Source organism: Pseudomonas sp. GW822-FHT06D10, from assembly GCF_058799535.1.
In genome coordinates, this window is sequence record NZ_JBXALN010000001.1 from 889,297 (window position 1) to 905,109 (window position 15,813).

The following is a 15,813-nucleotide window of genomic DNA, read 5'->3' on the forward strand; positions in this document are numbered from 1 at the left end:
TTGATGAGATCAAATCGCAAACGAGACTAATTCCTAATAACTGCGCATTCAATGATGCTTATGCGGACCTGGCTACATTCAGTCTTTTCCTAGCAATTCTTGGGATAAATTACTTCCTTATGGGTATTTATCTTGTCCTGGTGGCGACCATTTCAGCGTGGTCTCGGGTTTACTTCTGAACATCGGACGCAGTCCGCTGCTACCGGGCCCTGGCTGGCGGAGAGTGGCAAAGGGCATGCAGGGGGGGGCCAAAGCCCACTGGCTTTTTCCCGGTCACTGCCTAAGATGGCCATCCCAGGATTGAGTAAACCGTTGGCCGCGATGTCGGAAAAAGACACCATCTCCATGCAACTGGTGCGCGAGGCACTGCTGCAAAGCTGCGCCCCGGGCGCCGCCACCGATGAAGTGCTGCACAAGGTCGGGATCGACCCGGCGGGCCTGCAGCAGGGCACGGCGCGGGTGCCGGCCAGTGCCTATGCACGGCTCTGGCGCCTGCTGGCGCGGCGCCTGGACGATGAGTTCTTCGGCATGGACCCGCGCCGCCTGAAGTCCGGCAGCCTGGCCTTTCTCTGCCGCTCGGCCATGGCCCAGCCGACCCTGGCCAGCGGGTTGGACTCGGTGCTGGGCTTTCTGACGCTGATGTTCGAGCGCATGCCGGCGCAGCTGGTGCACCAGCAGAGCCTGGCGGAAATCGTCCTGCTGGAGGATGAACACGAGCCGCGGCGGGCCTTTACCTACTTCACCTACTGGATGATTGTCCACGGCGTGGCCTGCTGGCTGGCGGGCCGGCGCATTCCGATCCTGGCCATCGAGCTGCGCGGCCCGCAGCCGGATTTCTGCGACGACTACCGGGTGATGTTCTCCGACAACCTGCGTTTCGAGCGGCCGCGCACACGGATGATCATCGCCGCCGACTGCCTGGACCTGCCGATCAAGCGCAGCGAGGAAGAGCTCAAGCGCTTCCTGGCCCATGCCCCGGCCAACATCCTGGTCAAGTACCGCGACCCCGAGAGCCTGGCCAGCCGCATCAAGCAGCAGTTGCGGCACCTGCCAGGGGAGCAGTGGCCCGAGAGCGAAAGCCTGGCCCAGAGCCTGTGCATGTCCGCCTCGACCCTGCGCCGGCGCCTGGCCGAAGAAGGCCAGAGCTACCAGGCGCTCAAGGACAGCGTGCGCAAGGAACTGGCGATTGTCTGGCTGGCCGAGCCGCAGATCAGCTTTGCCGAGATTGCCGGGCGCCTGGGGTTTGCCGACACCAGCTCGTTCTACAAGGCCTTTCGCAAATGGTCCGGTTCCAACCCCGGGCATTACCGCAGCCTGATCCTCAACGACCCGCACCTCTCGTAGGAGCCGGCTTGCCGGCGAAGAGGCCCGCAAGCCTTGTACCGCCCGAGACGACGCCTTCGCTGGCAAGCCAGCGCCTACGGCAATTTCAGGTGCCGCCGCCAACCGTGACGGGGCGTGCTCTTGGCCAAACCGGTCACGCAACTTGATAGCTTTGACCATTGTTCCGCGAGGGCTCTGGCGCCAGTATTTCCCTGATTTTCATGAGGTTCCCATCCTAATAAGAACAGTGAGGGATTCTGGCAATGCGCAACTACCTGTCTGCTATCAAGGAATTCGATTATCAGCACACCATGGAGTCGGCCCTGGCGGGCTCGCTCTCAGCCCTCAATGCCTGTGTCGAGTGCTGCGACCGGCATGCCTTGCCCGGGCGCATCGCGCTGTTCTGGGAAGGCCGGGACGGCAGCAGCGCCAGCTATACCTTCACTGAACTGCAGGACAAGGCCGGGCGCCTGGCCAACTTCTTCCTGGCCCAGGGGGTCGGCAAGGGCGACAAGGTCGCCGGGCTGCTGCCACGCAATGTCGAACTCTTGATCACGGTGCTGGCCACCTGGCGCATTGGCGCGGTGTACCAGCCGCTGTTCACCGCCTTCGGCCCCAAGGCCATCGAGCACCGTCTCAACAGCTCCAAGGCCAAGCTGGTGGTCAGCGACGCGGTGAACCGGCCCAAGCTGGCGGAAGTCGCCGAATGCCCGACCATCGTCACGGTCGCAGGCGCCAAGGGCCAGGGCATCGTGCGCGGCGATTTCAGCTTCTGGGCCGAGCTGGAACAGTACCCGGCCCAGTGCGAGCCCGTGCTGCTGACCGGCGAAGACCCATTCCTGCTGATGTTCACCTCGGGCACCACCGGCCCCTCGAAAGCCCTGGAAGTACCGCTCAAAGCGATTGTCGCGTTCCAGGCCTACACCCGCGACGCCGTGGACTTGCGCCCGGAAGACGCCTTCTGGAACGTCGCCGACCCGGGCTGGGCCTACGGCATCTACTTCGGCGTCACCGGGCCCTTGGGCCTGGGCCACCCGATCACCTTCTACGACGGCCCCTTCACCCTGGAAAGCACCTGCCGGGTGATCAACAAGTACGGCATCACCAACCTCACCGGTTCGCCCACTGCCTACCGCCTGCTGATCGCTGGCGGCGACCAGTTCGCCCGTTCGATCAAGGGCCGCCTGCGTATCGTCAGCAGCGCCGGCGAGCCGCTCAACCCCGAAGTCATCCGCTGGTTCGCCGAACAACTGGGCGTGGTGATCCACGACCACTACGGCCAGACCGAGCTGGGCATGGTGCTGTGCAACCACCACGGCCTGGAGCACCCGGTGCATGTCGGCGCCGCCGGTTTCGCCTCGCCGGGCCACCGTATCGTGGTGCTCGATGAGCACTACCAGGAACTGGGCGTCGGCCAGCCGGGGATTCTGGCCATCGACCGCAGCCAGTCACCCATGTGCTGGTTCGCCGGTTACGCCGGGGTGCCGACCAAGGCCTTTGTCGGCCACTACTACTTAAGCGGCGACACCGTGGAGCTGAACCAGGACGGCAGCATCAGCTTCGTGGGCCGCAGCGACGATGTCATCACCACCTCCGGCTACCGGGTCGGCCCGTTCGACGTGGAAAGCGCGCTGATCGAACACCCGGCCGTGGTGGAAGCGGCGGTGGTGGGCAAGCCCGATCCGGAACGCACCGAGCTGGTCAAGGCCTTCGTGGTGCTCAGCGAGCAGTACCGCGCCACCGATGAGCTGGCAGAGGAGCTGCGCCAGCACGTGCGCAAGCGCCTGGCGGCCCATTCCTACCCCCGTGAAATCGAATTTGTCAGCGAATTGCCGAAGACCCCAAGCGGCAAATTGCAGCGCTTTATCTTGCGCAACCAGGAAATCGCCAAGGCTCAAGAGGCCGCGGCGTCAACAGCTACCGCATGAACAGGATTTGAATGATGGACATTGCAAACCAGGTGTTTCTCGTCAGTGGCGGCGCTTCCGGCCTGGGAGCCGCCAGCGCCGAAATGCTGGTCGCCGCCGGCGCCAGGGTGATGCTGGTGGACCTCAATGCCGAGGCCGTGGCGGCCAAGGCCCAGCAGCTGTGCTGCCAGAGCGTGGTGGCCGACATCAGCCAGGAAGCCGCGGCCGAAGCGGCGGTGCAGGCCACGGTCAAGGCCTTTGGCGGGCTCAACGGCCTGGTCAACTGCGCCGGCATCGTGCGTGGCGAGAAAATCCTCGGCAAGAACGGCCCTCACGCCCTGGCCAGCTTCAGCCAGGTGATCAACGTCAACCTGATCGGCAGCTTCAACCTGCTGCGCCTGGCAGCAGCAGCCATTGCCGAAAGCCCGGCCAATGCCGACGGCGAGCGCGGGGTGATCATCAACACGGCGTCCATTGCCGCCTTCGACGGGCAGATCGGCCAGGCGGCCTACGCCGCCTCCAAGGGCGCCATCGCCAGCCTGACCCTGCCGGTGGCCCGGGAGCTGGCACGCTTCGGTATCCGGGTGATGACCATCGCCCCGGGTATTTTCGAAACCCCAATGATGGCCGGCATGAGCGACGAAGTGCGGGCCGGCCTGGCCGCCGGCGTGCCATTCCCGCCACGCCTGGGCAAGCCCGCCGAGTACGCCGCGCTGGTGCGGCACATCATTGAAAACAGCATGCTCAACGGCGAGGTGATCCGTCTCGACGGCGCCTTGCGCATGGCCGCCAAGTAAGGAGGATTCATCATGTCCATTGCCCAAGATCCGATTGTCATCGTCAGCGCCGTCCGTACCCCCATGGGCGGTTTCCAGGGGGACCTCAAAGGCCTCAGCGCGCCGCAACTGGGGAGCGAAGCCATTCGCGCCGCAGTCCAGCGCGCCGGCATTGCACCGCAGGCGGTCGAAGAAGTGCTGTTCGGCTGCGTGCTGTCCGCTGGCCTCGGCCAGGCCCCGGCCCGTCAGGCCGCCCTGGGCGCCGGCCTGGACAAGGGCACCCGCTGCACCACCTTGAACAAGATGTGCGGCTCCGGCATGGAGGCCACCATCCTGGCCCACGACATGCTGTTGGCCGGCAGTGCCGAGGTGGTGATCGCCGGTGGCATGGAAAGCATGTCCAACGCCCCGTACCTGCTGGACCGCGCTCGCAGCGGCTACCGCATGGGCCACGGCAAGGTGTTGGACCATATGTTCCTCGACGGCCTGGAAGACGCCTACGACAAGGGCCGCCTGATGGGCACCTTCGCCGAGGATTGCGCCGAGGCCAACGGCTTCACCCGCCAGGCCCAGGACGATTTCGCTGTGGCTTCCCTGACCCGTGCCCAGCAGGCGATCAAGGACGGCCTGTTCAAGGACGAGATCGTTCCCCTGCAGGTGATGGTCGGCAAGGAGTCGAAGCTGATCAGCGACGACGAGCAGCCGCCCAAGGCCAAGCTGGACAAGATCCCCACCTTGAAACCGGCGTTCCGCGACGCTGGCACCGTGACTGCGGCCAACTCCAGCTCAATCTCCGACGGCGCCGCGGCCCTGGTGCTGATGCGCCGCTCCGAAGCTGACAAGCGCGGCCTCAAGCCCCTGGCAGTGATCCACGGCCACGCGGCCTTCGCCGATAGCCCCGGGCTGTTCCCGGTGGCCCCGGTGGGTGCCATCGAGCGGCTGATGAAGAAGACCGGCTGGTCGTTGAACGAGGTCGACCTGTTCGAGATCAACGAAGCCTTCGCCGTGGTCAGCCTGGTCACCATGAGCAAGTTGGAAATCCCCCACGCCAAGGTCAACGTGCACGGCGGCGCTTGCGCCCTGGGCCACCCGATCGGCGCTTCCGGTGCGCGGATCCTGGTGACCCTGCTGTCGGCCCTGCGCCAGAAAGGCCTCAAGCGTGGCGTGGCCGCGATCTGCATCGGCGGTGGTGAAGCCACGGCCATGGCCGTTGAATGCCTGTAACGAGGAATCCCGATGTTGCCCAATGACGAACAACTGCAGATCAGCGACGCGGCCCGGCAATTCGCCCAGGAGCGCCTCAAGCCTTTCGCCGCCGACTGGGACCGCGAGCACCGCTTTCCCAGGGAAGCCATTGCCGAGATGGCCGAGCTGGGTTTCTTCGGCATGCTGGTGCCCGAGCAGTGGGGTGGGTGCGACACCGGCTACCTGGCCTATGTCATGGCCCTGGAGGAAGTCGCCGCCGGTGATGGCGCCTGTTCCACCATCATGAGCGTGCACAACTCGGTGGGCTGCGTGCCGATCCTCAAGTTCGGCAACGATGACCAGAAGGAACGCTTCCTCAAGCCCCTGGCCAGTGGCGCCATGCTCGGCGCCTTCGCCCTGACCGAACCCCAGGCCGGCTCCGATGCCAGCAGCCTGAAGACCCGGGCCCGCCGCGACGGCGACCACTATGTGCTCAACGGCTGCAAGCAGTTCATCACCTCCGGGCAGAACGCCGGGGTGGTGATCGTGTTCGCGGTCACCGACCCGGCGGCCGGCAAGCGCGGAATCAGTGCCTTTATCGTGCCCACCGACTCGCCGGGCTATAAGGTCGCGCGCATCGAGGACAAGCTCGGCCAGCACGCCTCCGACACCTGCCAGATCCTCTTCGAGGATGTGAAGGTGCCGCTGGCCAACCGCCTGGGCGAGGAGGGCGAGGGCTACAAGATCGCCTTGGCCAACCTTGAAGGCGGGCGCGTGGGCATTGCCTCGCAATCGGTGGGCATGGCCCGGGCCGCATTCGAAGCGGCACGGGATTACGCCCGCGAGCGCGAAACCTTCGGCAAGCCGATCATCGAGCACCAGGCCGTGGCCTTCCGCCTGGCGGACATGGCCACCCAGATCGCCGTGGCGCGGCAGATGGTGCACTACGCCGCGGCCCTGCGCGACAGTGGCAAGCCGGCGCTTGTGGAGGCCTCGATGGCCAAGCTGTTCGCTTCGGAAATGGCCGAGAAGGTCTGTTCCGCGGCCTTGCAAACCCTGGGCGGCTATGGCTATTTGAGCGACTTCCCGGTGGAGCGGATCTACCGCGATGTGCGCATCTGCCAGATCTACGAAGGCACCAGCGACATTCAGCGCATGGTCATTTCGCGCAATCTCTGACTTTTAGCAGGAGCTGATTCATGAGCTACGAAACCATTCTGTTGGACATCAAGGGCCGGGTCGGCCTGATCACTCTCAACCGCCCCCAGGCGCTGAACGCCCTCAATGCACAGATCGTCGGCGAGGTGAACCAGGCCCTGGATCGCCTAGAAGCCGACCCGCAGATCGGCTGCATCGTCATCACCGGTTCCAAGAAAGCCTTCGCCGCCGGTGCCGACATCAAGGAAATGGCCGAGCTGAGCTACCCGCAGATCTACCTCGACGACCTCTTCAGCGACAGCGACCGCGTGGCCAACCGGCGCAAGCCGATCATCGCCGCGGTCAACGGCTTCGCCCTGGGCGGCGGTTGCGAACTGGCGCTGATGTGCGACTTCATCCTGGCTGGCGACAACGCCAAGTTCGGCCAACCGGAAATCAACCTCGGCGTGCTGCCGGGCATGGGCGGCACCCAGCGCCTGACCCGCGCGGTAGGCAAGGCCAAGGCCATGGAAATGTGCCTGACCGGGCGTTTTATCGACGCCGTGGAAGCCGAGCGCTGCGGCATCGTCGCACGCATCGTGCCGGCCGATGAACTGGTGGAAGAAGCCCTGAAAGTGGCGGCGGTGATTGCCGGCAAATCGATCCCGGTGAGCATGATGATCAAGGAAAGCGTGAACCGCGCCTTTGAAGTCAGCCTGTCCGAGGGCGTGCGCTTCGAGCGCCGGGTATTCCACGCCGCCTTCGCCACCCAGGACCAGAAAGAAGGCATGGCCGCCTTCATCGCCAAGCGCGACCCGCAGTTCAAGGACCAGTAACCCCCTAGGCGCCGGCCAGCCGGCTGCTACAGGGAATAACCAAAAAATCGCAGCCCAGGCTGCGATTTTTTTTGCTGCAGCCGCACCCACTCCCCTGGAGAGCGCTGTAGTCTGGGCCGCTTTTATGAATGACCTGCAACGGCCGCCGAGCAACATCGCGCCGCAGATCCGCGCCAAAGGGAGAGGGCTGTTTCCATGCACCGCACACTGCTGTTGATCGGCTGCCTGTTACAGGCCGGCCACTGGGCTCAGGCCGCCGAATGGCCGCTGATGGCAGGCCGTTGCTTTACCAGCCAGGCCCCCCCCGTGACGGCCTATACCTCAGCCAGGGAGGCTTCCACCATGCCTGTTGATCCTCGTTACCGTGCACCCACCGTCTCACCACGATTGGACACCCTGGATGTGCTCAGCGTTGGCATGAGCCTGGATGTCTTTCGCCAGGGACAGGTTTGGCAGGCGCTGCAGGAACAGAGCGCCAGGCAGCCCGAGGCACGGTATGTGGGCAGCATCCTGCCCATCGATACGCAGCGCTATCCCCAGACGGCCGATGACAAGGACCTGGCCTATGAAAAGCGGCAAGCGGATGCACTGGAATTGGGGCTGAGGGATTTTCTGGAGAAGTGGCCGATACCCACCATCACCGCGGTAAGAGGCTGGGACCCACAAACCCCGAACCTTCGCTTTACGCCTGAAAGAACGCAAAAAAGCCTGTCTGCCAAGGTCAATGACTTGCGAATGCCTGCCGGGCTCCATTGGCATCGTATTCGTAATCTTCAGGACGGCATCGTCTGCACGGACACCCCCGAAGACTTGATAGAAAGCCTGTTCCAGCTGTTCGAGCGTCACCCTGACCTTCCGGCGGTGCTGGTTTACGCCAATGAAGGCTTCAACATGTCGTTCGCACTTTCCGCCAGAAAGGCGCCCTTGATCGGTGGGCCGGGGCCGCGCAGACCCGGCGAACTCACCGATTCCATGGTCGCCATGGTCGTGGGGCGCCCCGAGCGGGTCGAGTGGCTGCGCTATTACGCGCCTTTCACCTAGGTCAACCAGAACAGGATCGACCCCGAGTTCAGCGGTTGGGGCTGGCGTAAACCGGGTGTCGAGTTCCAACCTTCAGCGTTCATCCCGCAACCCTGGACCGAGTACGCCTTTGAACAATGGGACGCCTTGCCGGTGCTGGCCAAGCTGCACCGGCCGGTCAGCGTTTCCCTGCTGCGCGCGGACCATGGCGAACGGCCGGAGCGCGATGCCTTGGCCGCACAGCTGGCCAGCGCCTGGAACAAGGCCACTGACGCCGTTGCATCGGCGCCGGCCCGGGTGTTCTACGACGGCGGCCCGAACAGCACACCGCTGGCCGAACTGGTGCCGGCCCTAACGGCTGCCCACAGTTCGCTGGACCTGCATGACTCCCGGAAGAGTTACGACCTCAGCCAACGCCTGGGCGATACCGGTGCGGCTTCACCGTTCGTGGCCATCGCGCTGGCCACCATGGCCAGCTACCAGAATGCCGACACCAGCGTGGTCATTCCCCTGCGTCGCAAGGACCAGGCGACGATCATCAGCGTGACGTCGCCAACCCCGGGTAAAAAGCCCCTTGGCGGCCAGCACTTTGAGGCGAGGTTGCGGCCGTAGGCGGCCCGTGTTTTGCGATAAGTCCTATAGGTTTCGCTTGCCCCCTTTGTTAGGTTGTTGCACTCGCGCTGAGTGCAGCGCTCTTCAGGCTGGATATCAGCTCCAGCCCAGGCATGACAGGGACCGGTCATATGCGCCAAAGGGACTTGAAGTTCACGTTTTCCGTGGTTGCCGCGCAGGTGGAATTCGAAGTCGTGGAATTCACCCTGGAGGAGGGCGTTTGCCTGCCTTACCGGTTGACCCTGGAGCTGGCCAGCGACACCCCCGACATCGATTTCGCGCATGTCCTCGATCAACCCGCTGTGCTGACGATCTGGCAGGGCGGCACTGCCGTGCGCTATGTCCACGGCCTGGTTTCCAGCTTCACCCAAGGCACCACGGGCTTTCGCCGGACGCGTTACCGGGCACTGGTCGAGCCGCCCTTCGCCCGGCTGGGGTTGAGCGGCGACTGGCGGATTTTTCAACACAAGAGCGTGCCCGAGATTCTCAAGTCGGTACTGGATGAGCACGGCGTGCTGGATTACCAGCAACGTATCTACACCGAGCACTTGCCCCGTGAGTACTGCGCCCAGGTGGGCGACAGCGACCTCTACCTGTTCGAGCGGCTGTCGACGGAGGAGGGGCTGTTCTATTTCTTCAAGCACGAAGCCCGCACTTGTACGCTGATCCAGAGCGACAAGCTGTATGTCCAGGAGCGCATCGAGGGCGATCCAGTGCTGTTTAGCGGGCAACCGGCCGGGGATGCCGAGCAGCCGGTGTTGTACGCCTTCAGCTACACGGAAAATGTTCGCACGGCCCAACAGACTCAACGGGACTACAGCTTCAAGCGCCCGGCCTTCAATCAGCAACAGCACGGGCTGGGCGATGACCTTGAACATCAGGCCCAGCACTATGAACGCTATGACTACCCTGGCCGCTACAAGGTCAGCGCCGCCGGTAAACCCTTCACCCGGAACCGGTTGCTGGGCCTGCGCGGCGATGCCCGGGTGGCGACCGTGCAGGGCGATGATCCGCGGCTGATACCGGGCTTTTCCTTCCAACTGACAGGCCATCCGAGGGCTGATTTCAATCGTTGGTGGCGCACGCTCAGGGTCACTCACAAAGGGATCCAGCACGCCAGCCAGCAGGAGGAGTCCGCGGGCGCCGAAGTGGGCGTGAGCTATGACTTCACCGCGCAGATCGTCACCGAGGACACCGAGTGGCGCCCGCAGCCACTGCCCAAGCCTGTGGTGGATGGGCCACAGATCGCCACGGTGGTCGGCCCGGAAGGAGAAGAAATCCACGTCGATGAATTCGGCCGGGTGAAAATCCAGTATCCATGGGACAGAAAGGGCCGGCACGACGCGTTCAGTTCCTGCTGGGTACGGGTGTCGCAGAACTGGGCGGGCGCGGAGTGGGGGCATATGGCAATCCCGCGTATCGGCCAGGAAGTGATCGTCGATTACCTGGATGGCGATTGCGATCAGCCGATCATCACCGGGCGCACTTACCGAGCGTCCCACATGCCTCCCTATCAGCTGCCGAATCACAAGACCCTCAGCACGATCAAGAGCAAGGAATACAAGGGCGCGCGCGCCAACGAGTTGCGCATCGACGACACCACTCAACAGATCAGCGCGGCCTTGATGAGCGATCACGGCAGCAGCGCCTTGCACCTGGGCTACCTGACCCAGCCACGCCCGGCTGGTGGAGCGGCTCGTGGCGAGGGTTTCGAGCTGCGTACCGACCAGCGCGGTGCGTTGCGGGCGGCCAAGGGGCTGCTGCTCAGCACCGAGGAGCAATTGAAGGCTGACGGAGGACAGCTGAACCGGGTGAGCGTCGTTCAGGTGCTGGAGGCTGCGCTGCAACTGGCCAAGGGGCTTGGCGAGTACGCCGCCGGGCATGCCGGCGTGGCTCACGACAGCGCGCCTCAGGAAACCCTCAGTGAGGCGGTTCGCGCTCTGGGGCAGGGGGCCAACGATGAGCCGGGCGGCAACGGCGGCAAGCCAGCCATCGCTCTTAGCGGACCTGCGGGCATCGCTGCGGCTTCCCCGCAGAGCATCACCCTGGCGGCTGGCGAACATATCGACAGCGTGGCGCAGCAGAACCAGCAGCTCACCTCCGGGCAAAAAATCGTGCTCAACGCGGGCTCCGACCTGGGGTTGTTTGCCCAGGGTGGCGAGATCCGGCAGATCGCTCATCAAGGGTTGATGCTGTTGCAGGCGCAAAACAACACCATCCGCCTGGAGGCCGACCAGAGCGTGGAGGTCAGCGCGAGCAAGCAGCACGTGCTGATCTCGGCCAAAGAGCACATCACCCTGATGTGCGGTGGCGCCTACCTGACCCTCAAGGGCGGGAACATCGAATTGGGCATGCCGGGCAACTTTACCGTCAAGGCGGCCAGGCACAGCCACACCGGTCCCGCCCATGCATCCACCAGCTTCAACTCATGGGATTCGACGCCCTTCAATGACGCCTATGTCCTACGCGACGAAACCACTCTGCAACCGTTGGCCAACACCCTGGTAGAACTGCAGCGGGGCGATGGGGCGACGATAAAACTCAGCACCGACAGCCAGGGTCGGCTGCCGAAGCAGCAGGATCTTGCCATGGATCAAGTGCAGATACGCATCCTGGCCGATGGCAACGGTGACAAGGAGTCCAGTGCATGAATCAAGCGCGTCTCGATAGTGAACAGGATGTGATCATTCCCCGGGCCCGGGACAATCTGGGCCGTCCGGTTTACAAGGCCCAACTGACTCAATCCGATGATCAACGTGACAAGGTGCTGCTGGTCAAACAGCTGGCCCCCATTCCAGTGATCTTCATCCCGGGCATCATGGGGACGAACCTGCGCAATAAAAAAACCAAGGCCAGGGTATGGCGGCCACCGAACGTTGGAGGGTTCAGCGGCGTCCTGGAGGCTCTTGGGGCTGTGCTGGTCTGGTTTTTTCGCGGCCCCAAGCGCCGCCAGGAGTTACTCAAGGCCGAGGATGTGGAAGTCGATGATCAGGGAACGATCGATCTGGGCGCCTCTGGCCTGAGCGAAGAGGCGGCCCGGAATCGAGGTTGGGGCAAGGTCCACCGCATCGGCTACGGTCCCTTCATGGCGCAAATGGAAGCGCGGCTGGACAGGATCGTCAGCCAGCAGGAGATTCAGGGATGGTGGGGCGAAGAAAGCCAGCGCCCGCCTGCCGACTATGGTGAGGAGCTGGGCAAGGTGGAGGCTCTTGACGAGAAACAGCTGCTGCAGGCCGGCAAATACCAGTTCGACATCTGGTGTGCCGGTTACAACTGGCTGCAGTCCAATCGCCAGTCGGCCCTGGATGTACGTGACTATATCGAAAACACAGTGTTGTCTTTCTACCGTCAGCAAGGGGGCATCAGTTCCGAGCAGACAGAGCAGATGAAGGTGATTCTGGTGACTCACTCCATGGGGGGACTGGTCAGCCGCACTCTGACTCAGATGCAGGGCTACCAGCGTGTGCTGGGTGTGGTTCATGGCGTGCAGCCAGCACTTGGCTCGTCGGCGATCTACCATCACATGCGCTGCGGCTATGAAGGTGCAGTACGGCTCATTCTAGGTGCCAATGCTGGTGAGGTGACGTCAGTGGTAGGCAATTCTCCTGGTGCATTGGAGCTGCTGCCAACCGCCGAGTATCGGCAAGGGAGACCCTGGCTGTTTCTATGTGATGCACAAGGGCAGGTCGTTCACGATGTCGATGGGAGTCGTCGTGCTTACCCGCAAAACAAGGACCCTTATGGGGAAATCTATAAGAGCTCTGCGTGGTATGGGCTGGTGCCGGAGCAGAACAGTAAGTATCTGGATATGTCGGGGACTGTTGATAAAAGGAAAAGTCCACGAACGATGTTCGAAAAGCGAATCGAGCTTGTTGCCGAGTTCCAGGCAGAGCTATCCGCAGTTGGCTATCACTCTGAAACCTATGCCCACTACGCTGCCGATAACTCTCCAGAGCGCCACAGTTGGCGCGACATGATCTGGCAGGGTGAGCCTGGCCCTTTGGAAATGCCTGGTTCGACCCTTAAGGATGATGAGCGGGGCAGTTACAACAGTTGGTTTCGCCGTGGCCTGCCCGCCATCGTCCCCGCCCTTGGTTCGTGGAGTGAGCAAGGAGATGAAGCCTCTGGCAGTGGCGGAGATGGCACGGTACCCACCGACTCAGGCCAGGCGCCAGGACAGGCAAGCATCAAGGCCAGCTTCCGGCACGGCAACAAAGGGCGTGGGAGCCACAACAGCGAACCAGGCTACGAGCATGCGGATAGCTACAACGATAAACGTGCTCAATGGGCTGCGCTCTATGGCGTAGTTAAAATCGCCCAGCTCGCAAACTGGCATCCAGGCGACAAGGACGGCTCATGATTTGCTCTAAGCGCTTACTTACGATTCTTGCCCTGGTCGCTCTGAGCAGTGTGGCCAGCTGTACCTCGTTGCCCTCTTCTCGGAGCCCCACCATGGACAAAACCGGATGGATCACCCATTGCTTTGGACGCTTTCTGATTGATCTGCCGCCCGAGTCGAAGATCAATGCCGGGTACTACCTGTGGGGCGACAATATCGAGCCACTTGATGACACTCCCGCCACCCTGGCAGCCCGAATTGATCAACGTGAACATGAGCTGAGAGGGCTGCGGCACAACACCAAGGGCAGCATGTTTCTACGGCGAATTGAACATGGAAACGGCTCGGCCAGTCTGTGGTCGTGGGACTCAAAGGCAAGTGCGCTGACATACAGAGTGGATTCATATCTAGTATCGACACCGCAGTGGGCCGCCTATCGTTATTCGGGAGAGGTTACTCATGACCGAGAAAAGGGTGGGGTAGAGGTCGCCAATCTCTTAGCTCACAACCTGCACTCTCGCGAACCCACCGAGATCCCCAGCAGACCCGGTTTCTGCATTGATCGGGCGTACATCGCCGGCAATCGTTTTCAATCCGAAAGGTTCGATATCGCCGTGACCTTCCCTAACTATCCCGATGCGCATTTTGAGTTCAGTTCGAGTACCGGAGCCGAGCAGGATCGCTTGCTGGACCGGGTGGGCGGTTTTCTGGCGGGTGCGGCAAGGACGCTCACCGGTATCGAAACCTTGCGTAAACGAGAGCGTGGCGGCCCCGTTCCAGCTGATGAGTACCTGCTCGCCGCCAGCGACAAGGGGCAGCGTGTCTACACCTTTGCCTGGGAAGCCCAGGGCAAGAATGAGTCACTCACGGAACCGAATATCTCTGCGGCCCTCGGGGTGCTGGAGCGCAGCCCTGATAAGCACGGCAATCCGCCACCTCCTGCCTTCAAATCCGATAGAGAGGCGCTGGAGCTTTGGGACGCGATCATCGATTCGATCCGGCTGCGCCCGGTGTCCTGACTGCCCACAGGTTGGAGTCCTGCTGTCCGCCCTGGCTCGATTTCACCGACAACCGAATGAATGTTCTCCAAGGTCGGCAAGGAAAAGGAAACAGATATGGATATTGTCCGGCTTGGCGACTCCACCACCCATGGTGGCACTGTAATAGAGGCCTTCGGCGAGACCGACTTGAATGGCAAGCCCGTGGCGGGAGTTGGCCATCTGGTGATGTGCCCGTTGTGCAAGGGAGCTTTCCCGATTGTGCAGGGCAGCACTTTGTTGGACGTCGGGGGCGTTGCGGTCGCGCTTGATGGGATGAAAACCGCGTGTGGCGCCAAACTGATCGCCAGTGATCCCAAAGGCCAAGCCGAATTCTGATGCTTGTGCAGGCGCTGACTTGCCAGCGAAGGCGTCTCCGAGGGTATTGCATGACCCAAGGACCTCTTCGCTGGCAAGCCGGCTCCGACAGGGAATAGTCAAAAAAATCGCAGCTCAGGCTGCGATTTTTTATGGCCGGTGCTGATGTCTACAGCTGGTAATGCTTGAGCTCGCGGGCAATCAGCAGGCGCTGGATTTCGCTGGAGCCTTCGTAGATCTGGGTAATCCGCGCATCGCGGTAGTAGCGCTCCACCGGATAGTCCTCCAGATACCCATAACCACCATGGATCTGCATGGCCGAGGAGCAGACCTTCTCGGCCATTTCCGAGGCGAACAGCTTGGCCTGGGAAGCCTCCGACAGGCACGGCTGGCCCGCGCTGCGCAGGCGCGCAGCGTGGAGGATCAGCAGGCGGGCGGCATTCAGGCGGGTGTGCATGTCGGCCAGCAGGTTGGCGATGCTCTGGTGTTCGATGATCGGCTTGTCGAACTGCACCCGCTCCCGGGCGTAGGCCAGGGCGGCTTCAAAGGCGGCGCGGGCGATGCCCAGGGCCTGGGCCGCGATGCCGATGCGCCCGCCTTCGAGGTTGGACAGGGCGATGGCCAGGCCCTTGCCCCGTTCACCCAGCAGGTTGGCCTCGGGGATGGTGCATTGGTTGAGGGTCACGGCGCAGGTGTCGGAGGCGCGGATGCCCATCTTGTGTTCGGTGCGGTCGACGATGAAGCCCGGGGTGTCGGTGGGCACCAGGAACGCCGACAGGCCTTTCTTGCCCAGTTCCGGGTCGGTCACTGCAAAAACGATGGCTAGCTGGGCGCGCTTGCCGTTGCTGACGAACTGCTTGGCGCCGTTGATTACCCACTGGCCGTCCCGCAGTTCGGCGCGGGTGCGCAGGTTGTGGGCTTCGGAGCCGGCCTGGGGTTCGGTCAGGCAGAAGCAGCCGATGGCTTCGCCAGCGGCCAGGCGCGGCAGCCATTGCTGCTTTTGTTCCTGGCTGCCGTAGTTGAGGATCGGCCCGCAGCCCACCGAGTTGTGGATGCTCATCAGGGCACCGGTGGCGCCGTCGCCGGCGGCGATTTCTTCCACTGCCAGGGCATAGGCCACGTAGTCCAGGTAACTGCCGCCCCATTCCTCGGGAACCACCATGCCCAGCAGGCCCAGTTCGCCCATCTTGCGCACCAGGCCATCGTCGATCCAGCCGGCCTTTTCCCAGGCCTGGGCATGGGGGGCGATCTCGCCTCGGGCGAAGTCCCGGGCCATGTCGCGGATCATCACTTGCTCTTCGGTCAGTTCAATGTCGTGCATGA

Annotated in this window: 11 protein-coding genes and 1 pseudogene; 11 read left to right on the forward strand and 1 reads right to left on the reverse strand. The window is 62.9% G+C overall.

Features of this window, described 5'->3' with window-relative positions; translation table 11 throughout:
• The first annotated feature begins 321 nt into the window (after positions 1-321).
• The 11 genes and pseudogenes from AC1RL5_RS03920 to AC1RL5_RS03970 all read left to right on the forward strand — a co-directional run bounded on the left by AC1RL5_RS03920 (position 322) and on the right by AC1RL5_RS03970 (position 14,511).
• A complete protein-coding gene (locus tag AC1RL5_RS03920) occupies positions 322-1,344 on the forward strand; it encodes an AraC family transcriptional regulator (RefSeq protein ID WP_123578014.1) in 1,023 nt (340 codons plus the stop codon).
• Positions 1,345-1,586: 242 nt separating this feature from the next.
• Positions 1,587-3,251 (forward strand): AMP-binding protein, encoded by a 1,665-nt coding sequence (locus AC1RL5_RS03925; protein WP_072450298.1) that lies wholly within the window; start codon positions 1,587-1,589, stop codon positions 3,249-3,251.
• A 14-nt stretch (positions 3,252-3,265) separates the two neighbouring features.
• Positions 3,266-4,027, forward strand: coding sequence for an SDR family NAD(P)-dependent oxidoreductase (locus AC1RL5_RS03930; protein WP_072450299.1), 762 nt, complete (start codon positions 3,266-3,268; stop codon positions 4,025-4,027).
• Positions 4,028-4,039: 12 nt separating this feature from the next.
• Complete coding sequence (locus AC1RL5_RS03935; protein WP_207239233.1) at positions 4,040-5,230, forward strand: acetyl-CoA C-acyltransferase; 1,191 nt, start codon at positions 4,040-4,042, stop codon at positions 5,228-5,230.
• A 12-nt stretch (positions 5,231-5,242) separates the two neighbouring features.
• Positions 5,243-6,370, forward strand: a complete 1,128-nt coding sequence (locus tag AC1RL5_RS03940; RefSeq protein ID WP_093403263.1) for an acyl-CoA dehydrogenase — start codon at positions 5,243-5,245, stop codon at positions 6,368-6,370.
• Between the two features lie 20 nt (positions 6,371-6,390).
• The gene (locus tag AC1RL5_RS03945; protein ID WP_011061351.1) at positions 6,391-7,164 is read left to right on the forward strand and encodes an enoyl-CoA hydratase; all 774 of its coding nucleotides are present in this window, start codon (positions 6,391-6,393) and stop codon (positions 7,162-7,164) included.
• Between the two features lie 195 nt (positions 7,165-7,359).
• Positions 7,360-8,793: pseudogene (locus tag AC1RL5_RS03950) on the forward strand (type VI lipase adapter Tla3 domain-containing protein); the annotation flags it as partial.
• 134 nt (positions 8,794-8,927) lie between these two features.
• Positions 8,928-11,447 (forward strand): type VI secretion system Vgr family protein, encoded by a 2,520-nt coding sequence (locus AC1RL5_RS03955; protein ID WP_093403261.1) that lies wholly within the window; start codon positions 8,928-8,930, stop codon positions 11,445-11,447.
• The gene (locus AC1RL5_RS03960) at positions 11,444-13,156 is read left to right on the forward strand and encodes an esterase/lipase family protein (RefSeq protein WP_072450302.1); all 1,713 of its coding nucleotides are present in this window, start codon (positions 11,444-11,446) and stop codon (positions 13,154-13,156) included. The genes AC1RL5_RS03955 and AC1RL5_RS03960 overlap by 4 nt, the downstream gene beginning before the upstream one ends.
• Positions 13,153-14,154, forward strand: a complete 1,002-nt coding sequence (locus tag AC1RL5_RS03965; RefSeq protein ID WP_072450303.1) for a T6SS immunity protein Tli4 family protein — start codon at positions 13,153-13,155, stop codon at positions 14,152-14,154. Before AC1RL5_RS03960 ends, AC1RL5_RS03965 begins: the two co-directional genes overlap by 4 nt.
• Positions 14,155-14,250: 96 nt before the next feature.
• Positions 14,251-14,511, forward strand: coding sequence for a PAAR domain-containing protein (locus tag AC1RL5_RS03970; RefSeq protein WP_072450304.1), 261 nt, complete (start codon positions 14,251-14,253; stop codon positions 14,509-14,511).
• Between the two features lie 148 nt (positions 14,512-14,659).
• Here the strand turns inward: AC1RL5_RS03970 and AC1RL5_RS03975 are convergent, their stop codons facing one another.
• Complete coding sequence (locus tag AC1RL5_RS03975; protein WP_011061350.1) at positions 14,660-15,811, reverse strand: acyl-CoA dehydrogenase family protein; 1,152 nt, start codon at positions 15,809-15,811, stop codon at positions 14,660-14,662.
• Positions 15,812-15,813 lie beyond the last annotated feature (2 nt).

Coding starts and splice junctions, on each gene's coding strand:
- AC1RL5_RS03920 (WP_123578014.1), top strand. CDS start 322: ATGTCGGAAAAAGACACCATCTCCATGCAACTGGTGCGCGAGGCACTG.
- AC1RL5_RS03925 (WP_072450298.1), top strand. CDS start 1,587: ATGCGCAACTACCTGTCTGCTATCAAGGAATTCGATTATCAGCACACC.
- AC1RL5_RS03930 (WP_072450299.1), top strand. CDS start 3,266: ATGGACATTGCAAACCAGGTGTTTCTCGTCAGTGGCGGCGCTTCCGGC.
- AC1RL5_RS03935 (WP_207239233.1), top strand. CDS start 4,040: ATGTCCATTGCCCAAGATCCGATTGTCATCGTCAGCGCCGTCCGTACC.
- AC1RL5_RS03940 (WP_093403263.1), top strand. CDS start 5,243: ATGTTGCCCAATGACGAACAACTGCAGATCAGCGACGCGGCCCGGCAA.
- AC1RL5_RS03945 (WP_011061351.1), top strand. CDS start 6,391: ATGAGCTACGAAACCATTCTGTTGGACATCAAGGGCCGGGTCGGCCTG.
- AC1RL5_RS03955 (WP_093403261.1), top strand. CDS start 8,928: ATGCGCCAAAGGGACTTGAAGTTCACGTTTTCCGTGGTTGCCGCGCAG.
- AC1RL5_RS03960 (WP_072450302.1), top strand. CDS start 11,444: ATGAATCAAGCGCGTCTCGATAGTGAACAGGATGTGATCATTCCCCGG.
- AC1RL5_RS03965 (WP_072450303.1), top strand. CDS start 13,153: ATGATTTGCTCTAAGCGCTTACTTACGATTCTTGCCCTGGTCGCTCTG.
- AC1RL5_RS03970 (WP_072450304.1), top strand. CDS start 14,251: ATGGATATTGTCCGGCTTGGCGACTCCACCACCCATGGTGGCACTGTA.
- AC1RL5_RS03975 (WP_011061350.1), bottom strand. CDS start 15,811: ATGCACGACATTGAACTGACCGAAGAGCAAGTGATGATCCGCGACATG.